This is a genomic window from Tepidiforma sp. (genome assembly GCF_034432735.1).
GTDB lineage: Bacteria > Chloroflexota > Dehalococcoidia > Tepidiformales > Tepidiformaceae > Tepidiforma.
This window is the reverse complement of record NZ_DAOUBJ010000037.1, coordinates 17,998-34,196: the sequence shown is the minus strand read 5'-3', so window position 1 is coordinate 34,196 and position 16,199 is coordinate 17,998. Positions and strand designations below refer to the sequence as shown.

Sequence of the window (16,199 nt, the reverse complement as noted above, 5' to 3'; positions counted from 1 at the left end):
GCCCCGTCCGAATTCGGTGGAGACGACCGGTCGTCGGGTACGGTCGACCGAACCGGAGGCGCTACACCTGCGGCCGGCCGGTGGTGCGCCGGCGCCGTTGCTCGGCCACCCGAAGGCGGAGCAGTGCGCGCTGAAGCGCCGCCTGGGCTCTGGCGAGGTCGACATCCCGGTCGGCCTGTTCGCGGAAGCGACGGATGCGTTCTTCGGCGCGGCGGCGGGCTTCTTCGGCACGCGCGATATCGATCTCTTCGGCTGCCTCGGAGGCGTCGGCGAGGACGGTGACGTGGTCGCTCTTGACCTCGAGGAAGCCTCCGGTCACGACGAACGCCTCTTCTTGGCCCGCGCGGCGGATGATCATCTCGCCGGGCTCCAGCGTTGTCATCAACGCTGCGTGCTTCGGGTAAATGGCGAGCTGTCCTTCGGCGCCGGGGACGATGAGGGCATCGACCCCTTGCTCCACGCGGACCACCCGTTCGGCCGTGATCAGCTCGACGGTCAGCGGCATGCCTTACTCCTGTGCGAGGCGTCGGGCCTTCTCGACCGCGCTGTCGATGTTACCGACCATGTAGAACGCCTGCTCGGGTAGGCCGTCGTGCTTGCCTTCGAGGATTTCTTTGAAGCCGCGGACGGTCTCCCGGACGGGCACGTATTGTCCGGGGTTGCCGGTGAATTGTTCGGCAACGAAGAAGGGTTGGGTGAGGAAGCGCTGAATCTTGCGTGCTCGGGCGACGGTCAGCTTATCTTCATCGGAAAGTTCATCGATGCCGAGAATGGCGATGATGTCCTGAAGGTCCTTGTAGCGCTGGAGCACGCGCTGCACGCCCCGAGCTACTTCGTAGTGTTCCTGGCCGACCACGCGCGGTTCGAGGGCCCGGGAGAACGACGCGAGCGGGTCCATCGCGGGGAACAGTGCCTGCTCCGCGAGCGACCGCTCGAGGGCGACGACGGCGTCGAGGTGTCCGAAGGTCGTCGCCACGCCGGGGTCGGTGTAGTCGTCCGCGGGGACGTAGATGGCCTGGAACGACGTAATGGAACCCTTCTTGGTGGACGTGATACGTTCCTCGAGTTCGCCCATTTCGGTGGCGAGGGTTGGCTGGTAGCCCACGGCGGACGGCATGCGGCCGAGGAGTGCCGAGACTTCCATGCCAGCAAGGGTGTAGCGGTAGATGTTGTCGACGAAAAAGAGCACGTCGCGCCCTTCCTCATCGCGGAAGTACTCGGCCATCGTGAGACCGGTCAGCGCGACGCGGAGCCGCACGCCGGGCGGCTCGTTCATCTGTCCGAAGACCATCGCCATCTTCGGAAGCACGCCCGACTCCTTCATTTCGTGCCACAGGTCGTTGCCTTCGCGTGAGCGTTCCCCTACTCCGGCGAAGACCGAGTAGCCGCCGTGCTCTCGGGCGATGTTCGAGATGAGCTCTTGAATGACGACGGTTTTGCCCACGCCGGCGCCGCCGTAGAGGCCGACCTTGCCACCGCGGACGAGCGGTGCGATGAGGTCGATGACCTTGATGCCTGTTTCGAGAACGGATGGTGCGGTCTCCTGCTCTTCGAACGTCGGCGGCTCGCGGTGGATGGCCCAACGGGGCGCCTCGTCCGGAGCCGGCAGGTCGTCGATCGGCTGGCCGAGGACGTTGAACATGCGGCCAAGGGCTTTGGGGCCTACGGGAACGGAAATCGGTGCTCCTGTGTCGATCGCCCGCACGCCCCGACGGAGGCCGTCGGTCGAATCCATGGCGAGGCAGCGCACCCAGTTGTTGCCGAGGTGCTGTTGGACTTCGGTCACCAGGATCGAGCCGTCTTCCTTGACGATGTTGACGGCGTTGTAGATGGCAGGGAGCTGGTCGGGCGGGAACTCGACGTCGATCACCGTACCGATGACCTGGACGACGCGACCTTCAGTGGTTGTCATGACCATGGGAAGACCTCCGGAAGATTGGCGAAAGCCGAGTTCGATGGGGCGTTCATGCTGCCGCCCCCAGGAGCAGTTCGAGCGCAACCTCTTCGAGTGATTCGAATTCGCGGTCGGGGTCCGGGAGTTCGAGTCCGCGGGTGTACGGCGTTCTCACCGCCCAAACCGTCAGGCCCGCTGCACGTGCCGAGTGGATTCCAGCGGGGGCGTCTTCGAAAGCGAGGCCTCGCGCTGGCGCGATGCCCAGGCGCCCGGCGGCCAGGAGATAGATCTCGGGGTGCGGTTTTCCCTCGCGGATATCGCTGCCGGTGACGACAACTTCGAATGCGCCGGCGAGGCCGATCCGTTCAAGGCAGGCATCCACCCACGGCTGGATCGACGACGATGCGAGCGCAAGCGGGACTCCGGCGTCGCGGAGGTTCCGCACGAGGGCAACCGCGCCTGGCATGGGCTCGGCTTCGGCGCGGTACTTGGTGAGCATGATTTCTCGGTAGCGGGCGGCATATTCGTCGAGCGGCCGCCGGAGTCCGAGATCGCGGGCCATATCCTGCCAACCGGTCTTCGTCCCCATATAGGGCTTGTAGGCCTCGAGGGAGATGGAGAGGCCCTCTTCGCCGAGCAGTTCGTTGACAGCACGGAAGTGGAGTGGCTCGCCATCGACGAGCACCCCGTCCATGTCGAAGATGACCGCTGCGAACCCAGCCAGTGTCAACCCTCCAGGGCTGCGGCTCCGCCGACGATGTCGAGGAGCTCCTTGGTGATCTGTTCTTGGCGCGCCTTGTTGTAGGTCAGCGTCAGTTCTCGGGTGATCTCGTTGGCATTGTCGGTTGCGTTCTTCATGGCGACCATCTGGGCGCTCTGGAAGCTCGCCGAGTTTTGCAGGATCGCCTCGTAGATTTGCATCTCGACGTAGCGCGGGAGGAGCTCTCCGAGCACCTCCTCGGGCGATGGCTCGAAGATGTAGTCCTGTGCCAGGGTTGCGCTGCTTTCCGATATCTCGGAGGTTGGCGGCTCGATGGGGAGGAGCTGCCGAATCACGGGGCGCTGTGTGGCGGTGGTAACGAACTCCGGGTAGCTGATATAGACCCTGTCGAATATCCCCGCGAGATAGTCGTCGATCACGAGCCGCGCGATGGGTGCCACCTGGGCGGCCCCGGGGTAGTCGCCGAGTTCGGTGAATTCGGCGACGACGTTGACCCTGGCCCGAATGAAGAAGTCGCGGCCTTTCTTGCCGACTGCGATGACGTCGACAGGATTGCGCGAGGTGGCGACGAACGTCCCGGCACTCCGGTTCAGGTTGGAGTTGAGGCCACCGCAGAGGCCGCGGTCCGGGGTGATGTGGAGGAGACCGATGTTGTTGCCCTCACGGACCGTCAAGAGCGGGTGCGCCGGCTTTTCGGGGTCGAGCGTGGCGGCAGCGAGGTCGGCTATGACAGCTCGGAGCTTTTCCGAGTACGGCTTTGCCTGCAGGGCGCGGTCCTGCGCGCGCCGCATCTTCGATGCAGCGACGAGCTGCAGCGCGTTAGTGATTTTCGCCGTGTTCTTGACGCTTTGGATGCGTCGCCGAAGCTGTCGAATGGTTGCCATAGCCGTTTACGCTTCTTTCCTCGTACCCGAGCGACGGCCCGGACTTAGTAGGGAATCGTCTCCTTGAAGGTGCGGATCACCGTCCTTATGCGCGTTTCGAGCTCGGGAGTCATGACTGGGTTGGCCTGGATCTCGTCCATCAACGGCTTTTCGGTGGTGGCGAGATATTTCCGGAGCTCGTTTTCGAAGGAGCGAACCTTTGCCACTGGCACGTCGTCGAGCAGGCCGCTCGTCAGAGCGAAGATGACGACGACTTCTTCGGCGAGGCTCAGGGGCTGGAATTGATCTTGTTTGAGGATTTCCGTTGCGCGCTGCCCGCGCTCGAGCTGTCGCCGGGTCGCGGCGTCGAGGTCGCTCGTACCGAACTGGGCGAATGCTGCCAGCTCGCGGTACTGGGACATTTCGGCTTTCAGACCGCCGGAGACCGCCTTCATGGCCTTGGTCTGAGCCGCCGACCCGACGCGGCTCACCGACAGACCTGTGTTGATGGCTGGTCGGATGCCGGCGTTGAAAAGGTCGGTCTCGAGGTAGATCTGTCCGTCGGTAATCGAGATGACGTTCGTCGGAATGTAGGCAGAGACGTCGTTCGCCTGGGTTTCGATGATGGGAAGGGCGCTGAGCGACCCGCCTTTTGCGAGCCGTGCGGCACGCTCGAGTAGCCGGCTGTGCAGGTAGAACACGTCACCGGGGTAGGCCTCGCGGCCCGGCGGCCGGCGAAGGAGGAGCGACATCTGGCGGTAGGCCCAGGCGTGCTTGCTGAGGTCGTCGTACACGATGAGCGCATCCCGGCCGGATTCCATGAACTCTTCGCCCATGGCGCAGCCGGCATACGGAGCGAGGTACTGGAGTGCAGCCGACTCCGATGCGTTGGCGGCGACGACGATGGTGTGCTCCATCGCGCCGTACTCTTCGAGCATCCCGACGACCTGGGCGACTTTTGCTGCCTTCTGACCGATGGCGACGTAGATGCAGATGAGGTCGCCGCCCTTCTGGTTGATGATCGTATCGAGGGCGATGGCTGTTTTGCCGGTGGAGCGGTCACCGATGATGAGCTCGCGCTGGCCGCGCCCGATGGGGAACATCGCGTCGATGGCCTTGATGCCCGTCTGGACGGGCACCGAGACGCTCTTGCGAAGCGTCACGCCCGGAGCGATGCGTTCGACCGGCCGCGTCTTTGTCGTGTTGATGGGGCCTTTGCCGTCGATGGGGTTTCCGAGGGGGTCGACCACGCGCCCGATCAGCTCGTCACCGACGGGAACTTCGATGACGCGCCCGGTCGAGCGAACTTCATCGCCTTCTTTGATCTCGAGGTAATCGCCGAGCACCACGGCACTGACCGACTCTTCCTCGAGGTTGAGGGCGATGCCCATCGTCCCGTTGGCGAACTCGAGCAATTCCGAGTACATGGCACCAGAGAGGCCGTGGATGCGCACGACGCCATCGCCGGCTTCGATGACGGTGCCAACATCGGTTGCCGTCACCTTCGAGCCGAAGTGTTCGATTTGCTCGCGAAGGATCGACGCGATTTCTTCTGCGCGAACTGCCATGCGGCAATACCCCTTCCTGATTCGAACGCCCGCTAGCGGGCCCCTTCGAGTTCCCGACGCAGCATTTTGAGCCGCGTCCGAATGCTGCCATCGACCAACCGGTCGCCGACGCGCACGATCGCACCGCCGATGATTCCCGGGTCGACTCGCGTCGAGGCGATGACCTTTTTCCCGAGTTGCGCGGAGAGGCGGCTCTCGATCGCCTGCAGCTGGTCGCTACCGAGCGGGACGGCCGTGGTCACTTCTGCGTGGGCGATGCCCTCGTACTCGTCGGCGAGCTGATTGAATGCTTCGGCCACGTCGCGAGCGTCAGCGGCTCGTCCCTTCTGAACGAGGAGCTTTGCCAGGTTGGTGACTAGGGGCGACACGTCGAGAACCCGCTCGAGGAGTCTGAACTTTTCGTCGACAGGGCGCGCCGGGTCGGCGAAGACCGGGGCGAGTTGCGACTCCGAGAGCACCGTCGCGACGTCGCCAAGTTCAGCACGCCAGCCGGGAATCTCGTTCCGGTCACGGGCGATGCTGAAGGCTGCCTGGGCGTACCGTCGAGCGGCCGCTTTGTCTCCCATCGTCAGTTCCCACTGAATCGCGACTCGGCCAGCGTTTCTTCGATGATGCGCTGGTGAGCTTGGGGATCGAGCGATTGATTGATGACGCGTTCGGCAGCCGCCACGGTGAGCGTTGCGAACTCCCGCCGGAGCTCCGAGATGGCGCGGTCCCGTTCGAGCTGGATTTCGTTTCGGGCTTTCTCGAGCGCCGCCTGGCGCTCCCGCGCTGCCTGCTCGCGGGCTTCCGTCTCGATCCTGGCAGCGACCGCCTGAGCGTTTGCAACGATGTCGAGGCCCTCTTTCCGAGCCGCCTCGATTTGCGCCTGGATATTCGCCTGAGCGGCGGCCGCTTCCTGGCGGGCGATCTCCGCGGCATTGAGGCCCTCGGCGATGCGCCGCTTCCGGTCATCGAGCATGCGGAGCACGGGCTTGTAGAGCGTCAGTCGCAGGATGACAAGCAGCACCGCGAAGTTGACGAACTGCGCAAGGAGGAGCGGTACGCTGACCCCGAGAGCAGAGAATGCGTCACCCACTGCGCAACCCCCTTCCCCGCGCCGGGGGAAACGATTCCCCAGGCGCGCGACTGACTTAGATGACGAATGCGATGATGAGCGCGGAGAGCAGGGCGTAGATGCCAATGGCTTCGGCGAACGCGACGCCGAGGATCATGTTCGTCTGGATAGCTGCGCGGGCCTCAGGATTGCGGCCGAGCGCTTCCATCGCCTTGCCGACGAGCATACCGATTGCGATCGCAGGCGCGATGCTCCCGATCCCCATCGCAAGCGCGGCGCCGATGGCTTTGGCCGCATCGGTCTCGAGGATGACCAGGAACGGCAGATAGCTGAGAAGATCCATGACTGTTTTCCTCCGTTGCACCCCTCTGCGGTGCGCTGTTCTGGATTGCCTGCGAACAGGCGCTAGTGCGCCTGGACTGCCCCCGGTTGATGCTGCGGTGAAGGATGCTCATCGGCATGCCGTCCTTCACCGTGCTCGTCGTTGTGCTCCTCGCCGTGGTGCTCGACGGCGCCCACCGCGAAGACGAGCACGAGCAGCGAGAACACGATGGCCTGGATGAGGCCAACGAAAAGCTCGAGGCCATAAATCCCGAGCGGGACGATGAACGGAGCGAGGAATGTCAGGATGAGGAGCAGGACACCGCCGGCAAAGATGTTGCCGAAAAGACGGAAGGAGAAGCTGATGATGCGAATGAACTCGGAAACGAGCTCGAGGATGCCGACGAACGTGAGAATCGGATTCTTGAGCGGGCTGATGAAGAACTTTCCGAGGTAGCCGAAGCCAAGCGATTGGAAGCCCCAGAACTCGATGACGAGGAAGGCAAAGATAGCGAGAGCGAGGGTGTTGTTGAGGTCGCTGAACGCTGCCCGGAAGAAGGGGTATACAAGAGCGATTTTGTCTCCCGGGAAGTCGAGGGCGGTGAATGTCTGCCCGAGCGCCTTGCTGGTGACGCCATGGTGTTCGGCCGTAGATTCGCCGTGGCTTTCGGCGATGAACTTCGGCGCATCGGGGTCAGCCTGGAGAGCGGCGAATGCTGCTTCGACGTCCGCAGGGTCCGCGTGTCCTGTGCCGTGAGCGGGATCGGCGTGGGGCTGGAAATCGGTGTAGAACTCGGCGAGGGCGATGATGTACCGATCCAAGACGTCGGCAGGGTCCTCGCCAGCGTGGATATCGAATTTGAAGGTTTCGGCGCCGGTTTTGGCCAGCCCAATGCCGCCCGCGTCTTCCATCTGCCACGCGAGGAAGTGCTTGTCCTTGTCGAAGGCCTTGCCTTTGGCCGCCTTCTCTTGAATCTCGTGGAAGATTTCGTGCCCGTAATCTTTGGTGACGCCGATCGATTTGAAGATGGGCGTGAGGGCGACCCAGTTGGCGACCAGGATGAACAGGAAGAAGCTCGCTACCACCGGAAAGAAGCGACGCGCATTGGTCTCGCCAGCGATTTCTTCGACCTGTCCGTAGAGGAAGTCGATGATTGACTCGATGAAGTTCTGCGCGCCGGTAGGAATGAGCTTCATGGTCCTGGTCATGAGAAAGGTGCCAACGATGAGGAGGACCATGGCGAGCCAGGCGGCCATGAGCGTGGAAGTGATGGGGAGCGGGCCGAGCTGCCAAAGGATTTCGCCGGGGATGACGATGTGCGGCTCGGGACCGGCGGCAAGGACGAATCCGGAACCGATGACCGCGAGGGCGATAACCGCGATGACGATAATTTTCAAGCCGACGTCACTCCGGTGGCTCGTCATCGAGCCGGCTCATCAAGGGCTGCACCATGCGGTAGCCGCCCAGTAGAGCAACGGCTAACCCGAGGACAATCCCGACGAGCGTGAATGTGGGCTCGAGCCCCGTCTTGCCGTCGACCCAGCGGCCAACGACCACCCCGACGATGATGGCGGTGGCGAAGAACCACCCCGCGCCCAGCAGGCTCGCTGCAGGTACGAGCCAAGCTTTCACGCGGCCACCCCGGGGCGACCGGGCTCCAGACCCCGCGCATCATAGGACGATTGTGAAGCAATGCGCAAGCGGAACTGGGAAGCAATCGGCCCGCGGTTGGAGCGGGCCGTCGTTTCAGCGCTTGCCGAAGTCATCGAGGTCCAACCCCTCGATGAACTCCTTGAAGACACCCAGCTTTTCGAGTTCCTCGGGGTCGGCCGGTTTGGTTTCCTCGAGCGGTTTGGGGGACGTGCCCCCTTCCTTTCCCTCGGCCTCCTCGCCCTCCTCGAGGATGACTCCTGCTCGGTCGAGCACAGACTCCTCGGCGAAGATGGGAGCATCGACTCGGACCGCGAGCGCGATCGCATCCGATGGACGGCTGTCGACTTCGAGGGTCTGGCCGTTCACATCGAGGACGATTCGTGCGTAGAAGGTGTCGTTCTCGAGGTCGTTCACGACGATGTAGGCGACGCGGGCACCGAGTTGCTCGATCATGTTCCGCAGGAGGTCGTGGGTCAGCGGGCGAGCGACCGACACGTCCTGGAGGCGGACGGCAATGGCATCGGCTTCCGCGGGGCCGATCCAAATCGGGAGATAGCGATCGGAATCCTTTTCGCGCAGGATGACCACACGCTGATAGTTCATCAGGCTCAGTCGGATGCTTTCGATGCTCAGCTCTCTCACCTGGAGCCCTCCCGGGGGCCCTTCGCATACCAAGCCCCGAATTCGATGATAGGTTCGGCCGGATCGGCGAGTCAACGCAGTGAGTCAGCGTCCCGTGATGGCGATCACTCGCGGACGGCGGTCGCTGCTCCGGTCGCTCCTCTGAAGGGCAATGGCCACCGCCCCGGTGACGAGGGCAACGAGCGCGAACACGAGCCCGACCCCGAGCCAGTCGCTGAGTACGCCCGCGACGACCACCGGGACGGACGATGCTACGGCCGCCATAGCTGCCTGAGTGGCGCCGACTCTCCCGCGGAGCGAAAGCGGGACGCGGTCGTCGATGACCGTTTGTCCTGCTACCGAGACCAGCGCGTAGGCGAAGCCCAATGGCAGCATGATTGCCATGGCGATGACGCCGCCTCCGTCGAATCGGCCGATGGACACGCTGTTCAGCCAACTGAAGGCGCCGTAGCCGCCGAGGAACGCCGCAAGCTCGTTGACGACGGCGAGCAAGCCGAGTGCCCCAACGAATACGAGAAATCCCGTGGTGCTGAGGAGCGTATGCGGCAGGCGACGGGCGAGTAGCCCGGCAACCCGAAGGCCGAGCGCGACGCCGAGCACCGCGGGCGCCAACACGGCAGCGCCAAAGTCGATCCGTACACCGAGGACATCGGTGATATACGTAGGGATGAGGCCGCTCAGAATGATCACCGTCGCGGAGATGAGCGTCAGTTCGACGGCGGCATGGAAGACCGCACGGTCGCTTCGCATTGCCCGCCAGCCGACGCTCCACCAGCGTCCTCCCGGCTCACCGCCGATTTCTTGGCGCTCTGCCGAGCGGGTGTTGCCCACGAACAGCACCTGGAAAGCCGCGACGGCGAACAAGCACGCACCGAGGGCGAACAATCCCTCGCGTGAATCGAACAGCCGGAGCACCACAGGCGTGACGATACCCAGGCCGATGGCCTGCGCCGCACCTCCGACCGCTTGGCCGATGGCGTTCGCGCGCGCAAGGTCCTCTTTGCGGACAATAGCCGGCAAGATGGCGCTCTCGGCCGTTCCGGCGAACTGCGACGCGGTCGCGAGCAGGATGGCGAACAGGTAGTAGCTGATTGCGCTTCCACCCTCGAGCAAGAACAGCACACAGATAGCGACCCTCGCCGAGTTGGCCACGAACACCACGAGGCGCTTCGGAAGCACATCCGCCGCGGTTCCGGCCACGAGCCCCGCAACGGTGGAGGGGACCACGAGCGCGAGCACCAGGAGCGATGTGAAAACTGCCCGGCCCGTTTCCTCGGTGATGAGCAGGACGAGGCCAAAGTTCAGGGCGTTCTGGGCAACCCGTGAGAAGAAGCGCGAGTAGCTCAGCATCCGGAAAGGGCGCTGCTGCCAGAGCGGGGCAGGCCTGGGGTGGGCAGCCTCACGCACCACGGCGAACCAGTCCCTTCAGGCGGCTTTCGAACCTTCGCCGCTCGACCAGCACACGCCGCCCACAGCGGAGGCATTCGATGCCGACATCGGCTCCGATTCGCGTCACGCGCCATTCCGTGCCGCCGCAGGGGTGCGGACGCTTCATCTTCACGATATCGCCCTCGCGAATATCGGGATCAGGCACCATCGCGAGCAGCCCTGAGGGCGTCCCGAAGTGCACGGGCGGCGCTTGCTGCCGCTTCGGGTGCGCTCGAATCGGAGCCTGCGTAGACGATACTTCGCGATGCGTTGACCACGATCATTCCGTACCGATAGCCAGTGCTCCGGATAACCTCGCTGGCTGTCCCTCCTTGAGCGCCGACCCCAGGGACGAGAAGCGGTGTGTGGGGCGTGAGCTCGCGGACGCGGCGGAGTTCCTCGGGAGCGGTGGCCCCCACGACGAGGCCGACATTCGGGGCCCACGCTGCCGCCGTTGTCGCGACGTGCTCGAAGAGCTGGCGTCCGTCGCTCAAGCGGAGGGACTGGAAGTCGCTCGCTCCCGGGTTGGAGGTCCTGCAGATGAGGTATACACCCTTGTCTTGGTAGGCGAGGAATGGCTCTGTTGCGTCTCGGCCGAGGTAGGGGTTCACCGTCACTGCGTCGAACTTCCAAGTTTCGAACAGGGCCCTGGCGTAGGCCTCGGCCGTGCTGCCGATATCGCCCCGTTTGGCATCGCCAATGACCGGTATCTCGGAGGGAATGCTCTCGAGAACGCTACCGAGCGCTTCGAGACCCGGTACTCCCCACTGTTCGAAAAAAGCGAGGTTCGGCTTGTAGCAGGCGGCGAATCGGGCCGTCGCGGCGACGATGTCGCGCAGATAGGGAGCTACTTCGCCCACTGAGTGACGGCGGACGTCGGGGTCGAGGCCGACGCAGACGAGTGAATCGATGGCCTGTGATCGTTGGGCAAGGCGCTGGAAAAACGGGGTCATACCTGCACGGCCTCGGCCCGCTGGAATCCGAGCCGCTCGACCTTCTGGGCGAACCGTTCCGGGTCCAAGCTCGCGATGAGGCTCAGTCCGCCGGGTCCCGGCCCGAGGGCATCTCGCTCTCGAAGCAGGTCGAGCGCCCGCCGGGCTACTGGTTCCGTGGTGTCGACTACCGTCACGCCCGGAAATTCCTCCTCGATGACGTTCGCCAAGAAGGCGTAGTGGGTGCATCCGAGCACGATCGTATCGGCGCCGGCGGAAACTTCGGGTTGGAGAAGTTCGCGGAGACGAGCGCGAACATGGGGCGTCCTGTGTTCGGCACGTTCGACGGCCTCGGCGAGCCCATGACCTACCACGCGCGCTACCCGTGTCCCCTTCCCGAATTCTTCGACGACGCGTTCGAAGAGACCACCATCGAGGGTGCCCGCCGTTGCCAGGACGACGACGTGTCGGCTACGTGACTGGCGGGCAGCAGGTTTGACCCCGGGGACGATGCCAACGAACGGGACCGCGGGAAACGCCTCGCGCAGTGCGTCGAGCGCTGCGGCCGACGCGGTGTTGCACGCGACGACGATGAGCTTGACGTCGCTCGCGAGGAGCCGGTGCGCGATAGCGAAGGACCGCTTCCGAACCTCCGCGGCTGGCCGAGGGCCGTAGGGGAACCATGCGGTATCGGCGAAGTAGAGGATGTGCTCGGAAGGAGCGAGCCGCCGGAATGCGCGCGCCACGGCGAGACCACCGACGCCCGAATCGAACATGCCAACCGGCCGGTTATCCACGGGGTGAAGCGTACCATGGCCCGCGTTGTCGCCATGGTGGTAGACGCGCGATAGTGAACTCAATGGTGCATGTCGTGGACATTCTGCCCACCCCACCCGTGGGCGCCTGGCCGGCTGCCGACGCTATCGCCGTGGTGGACGTATTCCGTGCGACAACGACCGTAACGATGCTCCTGCACCATGGTGCAACGGCGGTCATCGCTGTTGCCGACCTTTCGCTCGCCAGGGAAATCACCCGAAGCGAAGGCGCGATCCTTGCGGGGGAGGTCGGGGGACTACCTCCGCCAGGTTTCGATCTCGGCAACAGCCCTGTGGAAATCGACCCGGCTATCGTCGCGGGACGGTGCGCCGTTCTGTTCACGACGAATGGCACTCGCGCGCTTTGCATGGCTGCCAGCGCTGGCACGACGGCAGCAGCCGCGGCGGTGAATGCCACCGCGGCCGTTCGATGGCTGGGGCGGGCCGGGCGCGTCCTCATCGTTTGCGCCGGCGAGCGTCAGGGGACCGCCTTTGCGCTCGAGGACTTCGCGGTCGCGGCCAACCTGGTGCAGGAGCTGGAGCGCGAGTTTCCGCGGGCCAATTGGGGCGATGGAGCCCGGCTCGGGCTGGCGACACCGCACCCGCTCGACCTCGCCACGCGCGCGGCCCATGCAGTCGAGCTGCGGGCGTTGGGACTCGCAGCGGACATCGACTTGGGGTTGCAGAGAGATATCGTCGACATGGTTCCCGTCGTCGTCGCCCACGGTGAGGGCTGGGCTCGGCTCGAGGCTACCCGCGTTTGACGGCGTGCCAGCGCGCAGCTGCATCGCGCACCCGCGCAGGCTCAGGGTCGCGACCTGCGTACTGCGCCTCTTCGAACAGCTTGGTGATTTCGTCGGTCACGGGAGTTTGGAAAGCCTGGTGCAACACGGGCTGGAATTCGTGCGGCGTCCGTGCCGGCTCACGCGGGTGGCCACGGCGCTCCGCGTCGGCGAGAACGGCGAGGTAGAGCCGTACAGCCGCTCCTCCCGAGTCCGGGCGGCCGGGATCGCGGCGAAGCCTCGGGAGGCTCTTCCAGAGCCCGAGCAGGTCTTCGGCGAGCCCGCCAGATCGCCCGTACGGGGCGCTCCCTTCGCGGAGCCGAGCGTAACGGCGGCGGGCGCGCGTCCAGGCGAGGACGATGGCGGCGAGAACTGCGCCGAATCCGATCAAGCCGAGCGTTCGAAGGCCGAAGAGGGCAACCCGTTCGGCAGCGGTAGGGCCTCCAGTGTCGTTGGCCGCCTGATCGTTGGAGGCCTGTTCGAGCACCGGCTGGAGCCTTTGGAACGGGTCGACCCCCTGGAGGAGTCGCTCGAAGAGTTCGGTCAGCACCCACGCCAAGGGTGTGAGCATCACGATGAGCACCCGCTCGGCCGCGCGTGCCGCGAGCGGTACGACCACTGGCCCAAGCCATCGAGAGAGCACGCCGAAAATGACGAACACCGCGATGGCCATGACTGCGGTGCCGACAAGCAGGGTGGCCGTGATGCCGCCGGAGCGCAGCGCCCCGAGCGTGGCTCCCCCGAGGGCCAGCTGTGCCATGGCGAGCGATGCAACCGCGGTAGCGAAAAACGCCGCGGAGAGCGTCGCGAGGTCGCCCGCCCGGGAGGACCCTGCACCGAGGACACAAGAAACGACAACGATGGCGAAGGGCAGAAACATCGTTCGCGCGTGGAGTTCCAGGTCGAGGTCCTGCTCCGCGCGCGATGCGCCCCGGGCCCAAGCGACTGCCAGGAGCAACGCGATAATGACAGCCGGGGCCCCGGCCCGCATCGTGGACCCTGGCTCGCGGTAGAAATCGACGACCCAGTCGAATGTCCAGGCGCTGAGGTTTCCCGTGGCTTCGAGGCTGGTTGCGGTGAACACGATTACGAGGGCACCAATGACCGCCGCTACCGTCGCGCGGCGTGGCTCCACGAGTGCCCCAGCCAGACGCGGAACGGCGAATCCAGCCAGCACGAGGAGAAGAATCGAGATAGGCCCGGCATCCGGCCGCTCCGGGGCGGTCACCAGAGCGACAAGCGTGGCTACGCAGGCGAGCGCGAGCGCATCGGCCAACATGGCGAGGCCGGTCGCTGCCCCGGCAATCACGGAAATGCCTCCGTCGGCTCGAAGGCTCTCCCGATTCGAAGCACCGGGACGCCCGGAATCTGCGTGGCAGCCGCGCGATCGGTCGTGGCGAGCAGGCGAACGCGGTGCCCTTCGCCCGCGAGGCGCTCGAGCGCCTCGGCAAGCGCCTGGGGGACGAGTGCCGCGATAGCGACGATAGTCGATCCAACCGTCAGCCGTCCCGCTTCTCGGCGGATTGCGCCGGGAAGGTCGCCCATGGTGAGTGGTTGGATCACCGCGAGCGCCTCGAGCAATCGTGCGAGCTGGTCGCGGGCGCGGGAGGGAGGGAGGCGAATCGGTCGGTCGGCGGCGGGGAATGCGCCGTTGGCGAGCAAACCTACGGCATATCGCGCGCCCGCTGCCCAAATCGCAACGGATGCCGTCACGGACACGAGGCGCTCGAGTTCGTCCGAAAGATATCCTTCCCAGGGATGCTCGAGCGTGTCGACGTTGAGGAACATATAGAGCTGACGCGTCGCCGAGGGCTCGTATACGCGCGAGCGTAGTTCACCGGCACGTGCGGTTGCCTTCCAATCGATTCGGCGCAGCGGGTCACCCGGACGGTATTCGCGGAGCCCCGCGATGCGCAGCGGATCTTCGAAAAGGCGATCGCCCCCACGAACATCGCCAAACGGCCGCTCTGCGGGCAGGCCAAGCTCCTGTAGGCGGTAGCCGCGCGGGTAGATGATGAGGTGATCGATCTTGTCGTCCTCGAAGCGCGAGGGCCATGCGCCGAGGATATCCGACGATCGGATGGACGCCGGTCCGATGGGGTGGTAGCCGCGTTGCGGTGAGGACAGCTGGAACGCCCAGCGCTCGACCGAGTACCAGCCGACCGAGCCGCGGCGAACGAGGTAGTGGAGGCCATGTGCGGCCGACGCGGCCAGCACCTCGCCGGCGACGTGCAGTCGCTCTCCGAGTGCGATCCGCCACTCGAACCACGGAAGTGGCAGCACCTTTCGGTTCTCCAGTTCGACCTCGAGCATGACGGGCTCGTCGATGAACGCCCGGTTCTCGGAGAGTCGACGGCGCAGGGTGACCCGGTCGAAGAGGTGATCCGCCCACCAGCGGGATCCGACGCCGAGGACCATGACCCCGAGACCCACGAGCGCGACGAGCGGCAATTCCGCTCCGACACCGACGATGAAGAGCAGCCCACCGACGATAGGCCAGGAATCTCGGAATGGCACATCAGCCCTCCACCGGCGCGGGGACGCGTTCGACGACCTCTGCGAGCAATGCTTCGGCGTCGCGACCCCGCAATCGCGCCTGCGTGGACAGAATGACGCGGTGGCCGAGGACCTGCGGCACGAGGGCCTTGGCGTCATCGGGAAGGACAAAGTCGCGACCTTCGATGGCCGCCCTAGCGCGCGCGGCTCGAAACAAGGCGAGAGTGGCTCGCGGACTACCTCCAAGCTCGAACGCGGGCTCGGCGCGGGTGGCCTGAACGAGCCGCACGATGTAGCGGCGAACTCCCGGCGCGACGTAGAGGTGGCGCAAACTCGCGGCCAGCTCGAGAAGCGTGGGAGCCGCGATCACCGGCTGGAGCGCTTCCAAGGGGTTCGCTGATTCGAATCGCTGGAGGATTCGGTCCTCGTCGTCTTCGCTGGGGTAGCCAATGCGCAACCGCAAGAGGAAGCGGTCGAGTTGTGCCTCCGGAAGGGGGAACGTGCCCTCGAGTTCGACGGGGTTCTGCGTGGCAATGACGATGAACGGGGCCGGCATACGCACCGTCGTCCCCTCGACGGTCAGTTGCCGCTCTTCCATCGCCTCGAGGAGCGCTGCCTGTGTCCTGGGCGTCGCGCGATTGATCTCATCGGCAAGGATCACTTGCGCGAGGAGTGGCCCTTCGCGAAAGACGAACTCTCCGAGCTTTTGGTTGTAGTACGTGATTCCCGTGATATCGGAGGGCATCAGGTCGGGCGTGAACTGAATGCGACGGAACGAGCAGTCGAGCGAGCGCGCGATTGCCTTTGCGAGCGTCGTCTTTCCCGTGCCCGGGACGTCCTCGAGCAGGATGTGTCCTTCGCACAGCAGAGCGACCAACACGAGGTCTACGACGTCCCTGTGCCCGACGATGACTCGCTCGACGTTCTCACGAAGCCGCTCCGCTGCATCACGGATGCGCTCCACATCCCGAGGGGCGAGCCGTCCACGGGTTTCTCCGTCGTTCATGGTTGCGGGATGGTACCGGG

General features: G+C 65.0%; 19 protein-coding genes. 1 reads left to right on the top strand and 18 read right to left on the bottom strand.

Annotated features, from left to right (window positions below; all coding sequences use genetic code 11):
* Nucleotides 1-61: 61 nt before the first annotated feature.
* From VAE53_RS03740 to murI, 15 genes are all read right to left on the bottom strand, one after another.
* Complete coding sequence (locus VAE53_RS03740) at nucleotides 62-505, bottom strand: F0F1 ATP synthase subunit epsilon (RefSeq protein WP_322818026.1); 444 nt, start codon at nucleotides 503-505, stop codon at nucleotides 62-64.
* Between the two features lie 3 nt (nucleotides 506-508).
* Nucleotides 509-1,912: a F0F1 ATP synthase subunit beta gene (gene atpD, locus VAE53_RS03735; protein ID WP_322818025.1), complete on the bottom strand. Its 1,404-nt coding sequence runs from the start codon at nucleotides 1,910-1,912 to the stop codon at nucleotides 509-511.
* 52 nt (nucleotides 1,913-1,964) lie between these two features.
* The gene (locus VAE53_RS03730) at nucleotides 1,965-2,624 is read right to left on the bottom strand and encodes an HAD family phosphatase (RefSeq protein WP_322818024.1); all 660 of its coding nucleotides are present in this window, start codon (nucleotides 2,622-2,624) and stop codon (nucleotides 1,965-1,967) included.
* Nucleotides 2,621-3,499 carry an ATP synthase F1 subunit gamma gene (gene atpG / locus VAE53_RS03725; RefSeq protein WP_322818023.1) on the bottom strand — a complete coding sequence of 293 codons (879 nt, stop codon included), beginning with the start codon at nucleotides 3,497-3,499 and terminating at the stop codon, nucleotides 2,621-2,623. Before atpG ends, VAE53_RS03730 begins: the two co-directional genes overlap by 4 nt.
* 44 nt (nucleotides 3,500-3,543) lie before the next feature.
* Nucleotides 3,544-5,046, bottom strand: a complete 1,503-nt coding sequence (gene atpA / locus VAE53_RS03720; RefSeq protein WP_322818022.1) for a F0F1 ATP synthase subunit alpha — start codon at nucleotides 5,044-5,046, stop codon at nucleotides 3,544-3,546.
* A gap of 32 nt (nucleotides 5,047-5,078) precedes the next feature.
* Entirely contained in the window at nucleotides 5,079-5,612 is a 534-nt protein-coding gene (locus VAE53_RS03715) for a F0F1 ATP synthase subunit delta (RefSeq protein ID WP_322818021.1), read from the bottom strand.
* 2 nt (nucleotides 5,613-5,614) lie between these two features.
* Complete coding sequence (gene atpF / locus VAE53_RS03710) at nucleotides 5,615-6,124, bottom strand: F0F1 ATP synthase subunit B (RefSeq protein ID WP_322818020.1); 510 nt, start codon at nucleotides 6,122-6,124, stop codon at nucleotides 5,615-5,617.
* A 55-nt stretch (nucleotides 6,125-6,179) separates the two neighbouring features.
* Nucleotides 6,180-6,446 carry an ATP synthase F0 subunit C gene (locus VAE53_RS03705; RefSeq protein ID WP_322818019.1) on the bottom strand — a complete coding sequence of 89 codons (267 nt, stop codon included), beginning with the start codon at nucleotides 6,444-6,446 and terminating at the stop codon, nucleotides 6,180-6,182.
* 62 nt (nucleotides 6,447-6,508) lie between these two features.
* Nucleotides 6,509-7,849, bottom strand: a complete 1,341-nt coding sequence (locus VAE53_RS03700) for a F0F1 ATP synthase subunit A (RefSeq protein WP_322818018.1) — start codon at nucleotides 7,847-7,849, stop codon at nucleotides 6,509-6,511.
* Nucleotides 7,830-8,057, bottom strand: coding sequence for an AtpZ/AtpI family protein (locus VAE53_RS03695; RefSeq protein ID WP_322818017.1), 228 nt, complete (start codon nucleotides 8,055-8,057; stop codon nucleotides 7,830-7,832). Before VAE53_RS03695 ends, VAE53_RS03700 begins: the two co-directional genes overlap by 20 nt.
* A 114-nt stretch (nucleotides 8,058-8,171) precedes the next feature.
* A complete protein-coding gene (locus tag VAE53_RS03690) occupies nucleotides 8,172-8,720 on the bottom strand; it encodes a bifunctional nuclease family protein (RefSeq protein WP_322818016.1) in 549 nt (182 codons plus the stop codon).
* Between the two features lie 84 nt (nucleotides 8,721-8,804).
* Nucleotides 8,805-10,070, bottom strand: a complete 1,266-nt coding sequence (locus VAE53_RS03685) for an MFS transporter (RefSeq protein ID WP_322818015.1) — start codon at nucleotides 10,068-10,070, stop codon at nucleotides 8,805-8,807.
* 49 nt (nucleotides 10,071-10,119) lie between these two features.
* Entirely contained in the window at nucleotides 10,120-10,317 is a 198-nt protein-coding gene (locus VAE53_RS13155) for a DUF951 domain-containing protein (protein WP_369294021.1), read from the bottom strand.
* Entirely contained in the window at nucleotides 10,307-11,101 is a 795-nt protein-coding gene (gene pyrF, locus VAE53_RS03680; RefSeq protein WP_322818014.1) for an orotidine-5'-phosphate decarboxylase, read from the bottom strand. Before pyrF ends, VAE53_RS13155 begins: the two co-directional genes overlap by 11 nt.
* The gene (gene murI / locus VAE53_RS03675) at nucleotides 11,098-11,877 is read right to left on the bottom strand and encodes a glutamate racemase (protein WP_322818013.1); all 780 of its coding nucleotides are present in this window, start codon (nucleotides 11,875-11,877) and stop codon (nucleotides 11,098-11,100) included. The genes pyrF and murI overlap by 4 nt, the downstream gene beginning before the upstream one ends.
* Nucleotides 11,878-11,939: 62 nt before the next feature.
* On the opposite strand from murI, the gene VAE53_RS03670 reads away from it, so the two are divergent.
* Complete coding sequence (locus VAE53_RS03670; RefSeq protein WP_322818012.1) at nucleotides 11,940-12,659, top strand: 2-phosphosulfolactate phosphatase; 720 nt, start codon at nucleotides 11,940-11,942, stop codon at nucleotides 12,657-12,659.
* Here the strand turns inward: VAE53_RS03670 and VAE53_RS03665 are convergent.
* From VAE53_RS03665 to VAE53_RS03655, 3 genes are read right to left on the bottom strand one after another with little or no spacing between them, the layout of a single operon-like run.
* Nucleotides 12,646-13,986 carry a DUF4129 domain-containing protein gene (locus VAE53_RS03665; RefSeq protein ID WP_322818011.1) on the bottom strand — a complete coding sequence of 447 codons (1,341 nt, stop codon included), beginning with the start codon at nucleotides 13,984-13,986 and terminating at the stop codon, nucleotides 12,646-12,648. The two genes, VAE53_RS03670 and VAE53_RS03665, sit on opposite strands and share 14 nt — an antisense overlap.
* Entirely contained in the window at nucleotides 13,983-15,194 is a 1,212-nt protein-coding gene (locus tag VAE53_RS03660) for a DUF58 domain-containing protein (RefSeq protein ID WP_322818010.1), read from the bottom strand. The genes VAE53_RS03665 and VAE53_RS03660 overlap by 4 nt, the downstream gene beginning before the upstream one ends.
* 1 nt (nucleotide 15,195) lies before the next feature.
* Nucleotides 15,196-16,179 (bottom strand): MoxR family ATPase, encoded by a 984-nt coding sequence (locus tag VAE53_RS03655; protein ID WP_322818009.1) that lies wholly within the window; start codon nucleotides 16,177-16,179, stop codon nucleotides 15,196-15,198.
* Between the last annotated feature and the right edge of the window lie 20 nt (nucleotides 16,180-16,199).

Excerpts from the sequence above, each read along its gene's own strand:
- VAE53_RS13155 (WP_369294021.1), bottom strand. The coding sequence starts at position 10,317 with ATGGTGCCTGATCCCGATATTCGCGAGGGCGATATCGTGAAGATGAAG.
- VAE53_RS03700 (WP_322818018.1), bottom strand. The coding sequence starts at position 7,849 with ATGACGAGCCACCGGAGTGACGTCGGCTTGAAAATTATCGTCATCGCG.
- VAE53_RS03740 (WP_322818026.1), bottom strand. The coding sequence starts at position 505 with ATGCCGCTGACCGTCGAGCTGATCACGGCCGAACGGGTGGTCCGCGTG.
- VAE53_RS03715 (WP_322818021.1), bottom strand. The coding sequence starts at position 5,612 with ATGGGAGACAAAGCGGCCGCTCGACGGTACGCCCAGGCAGCCTTCAGC.
- atpD (WP_322818025.1), bottom strand. The coding sequence starts at position 1,912 with ATGACAACCACTGAAGGTCGCGTCGTCCAGGTCATCGGTACGGTGATC.
- atpA (WP_322818022.1), bottom strand. The coding sequence starts at position 5,046 with ATGGCAGTTCGCGCAGAAGAAATCGCGTCGATCCTTCGCGAGCAAATC.
- atpG (WP_322818023.1), bottom strand. The coding sequence starts at position 3,499 with ATGGCAACCATTCGACAGCTTCGGCGACGCATCCAAAGCGTCAAGAAC.
- VAE53_RS03670 (WP_322818012.1), top strand. The coding sequence starts at position 11,940 with ATGGTGCATGTCGTGGACATTCTGCCCACCCCACCCGTGGGCGCCTGG.
- VAE53_RS03655 (WP_322818009.1), bottom strand. The coding sequence starts at position 16,179 with ATGAACGACGGAGAAACCCGTGGACGGCTCGCCCCTCGGGATGTGGAG.
- VAE53_RS03685 (WP_322818015.1), bottom strand. The coding sequence starts at position 10,070 with ATGCTGAGCTACTCGCGCTTCTTCTCACGGGTTGCCCAGAACGCCCTG.
- VAE53_RS03705 (WP_322818019.1), bottom strand. The coding sequence starts at position 6,446 with ATGGATCTTCTCAGCTATCTGCCGTTCCTGGTCATCCTCGAGACCGAT.
- pyrF (WP_322818014.1), bottom strand. The coding sequence starts at position 11,101 with ATGACCCCGTTTTTCCAGCGCCTTGCCCAACGATCACAGGCCATCGAT.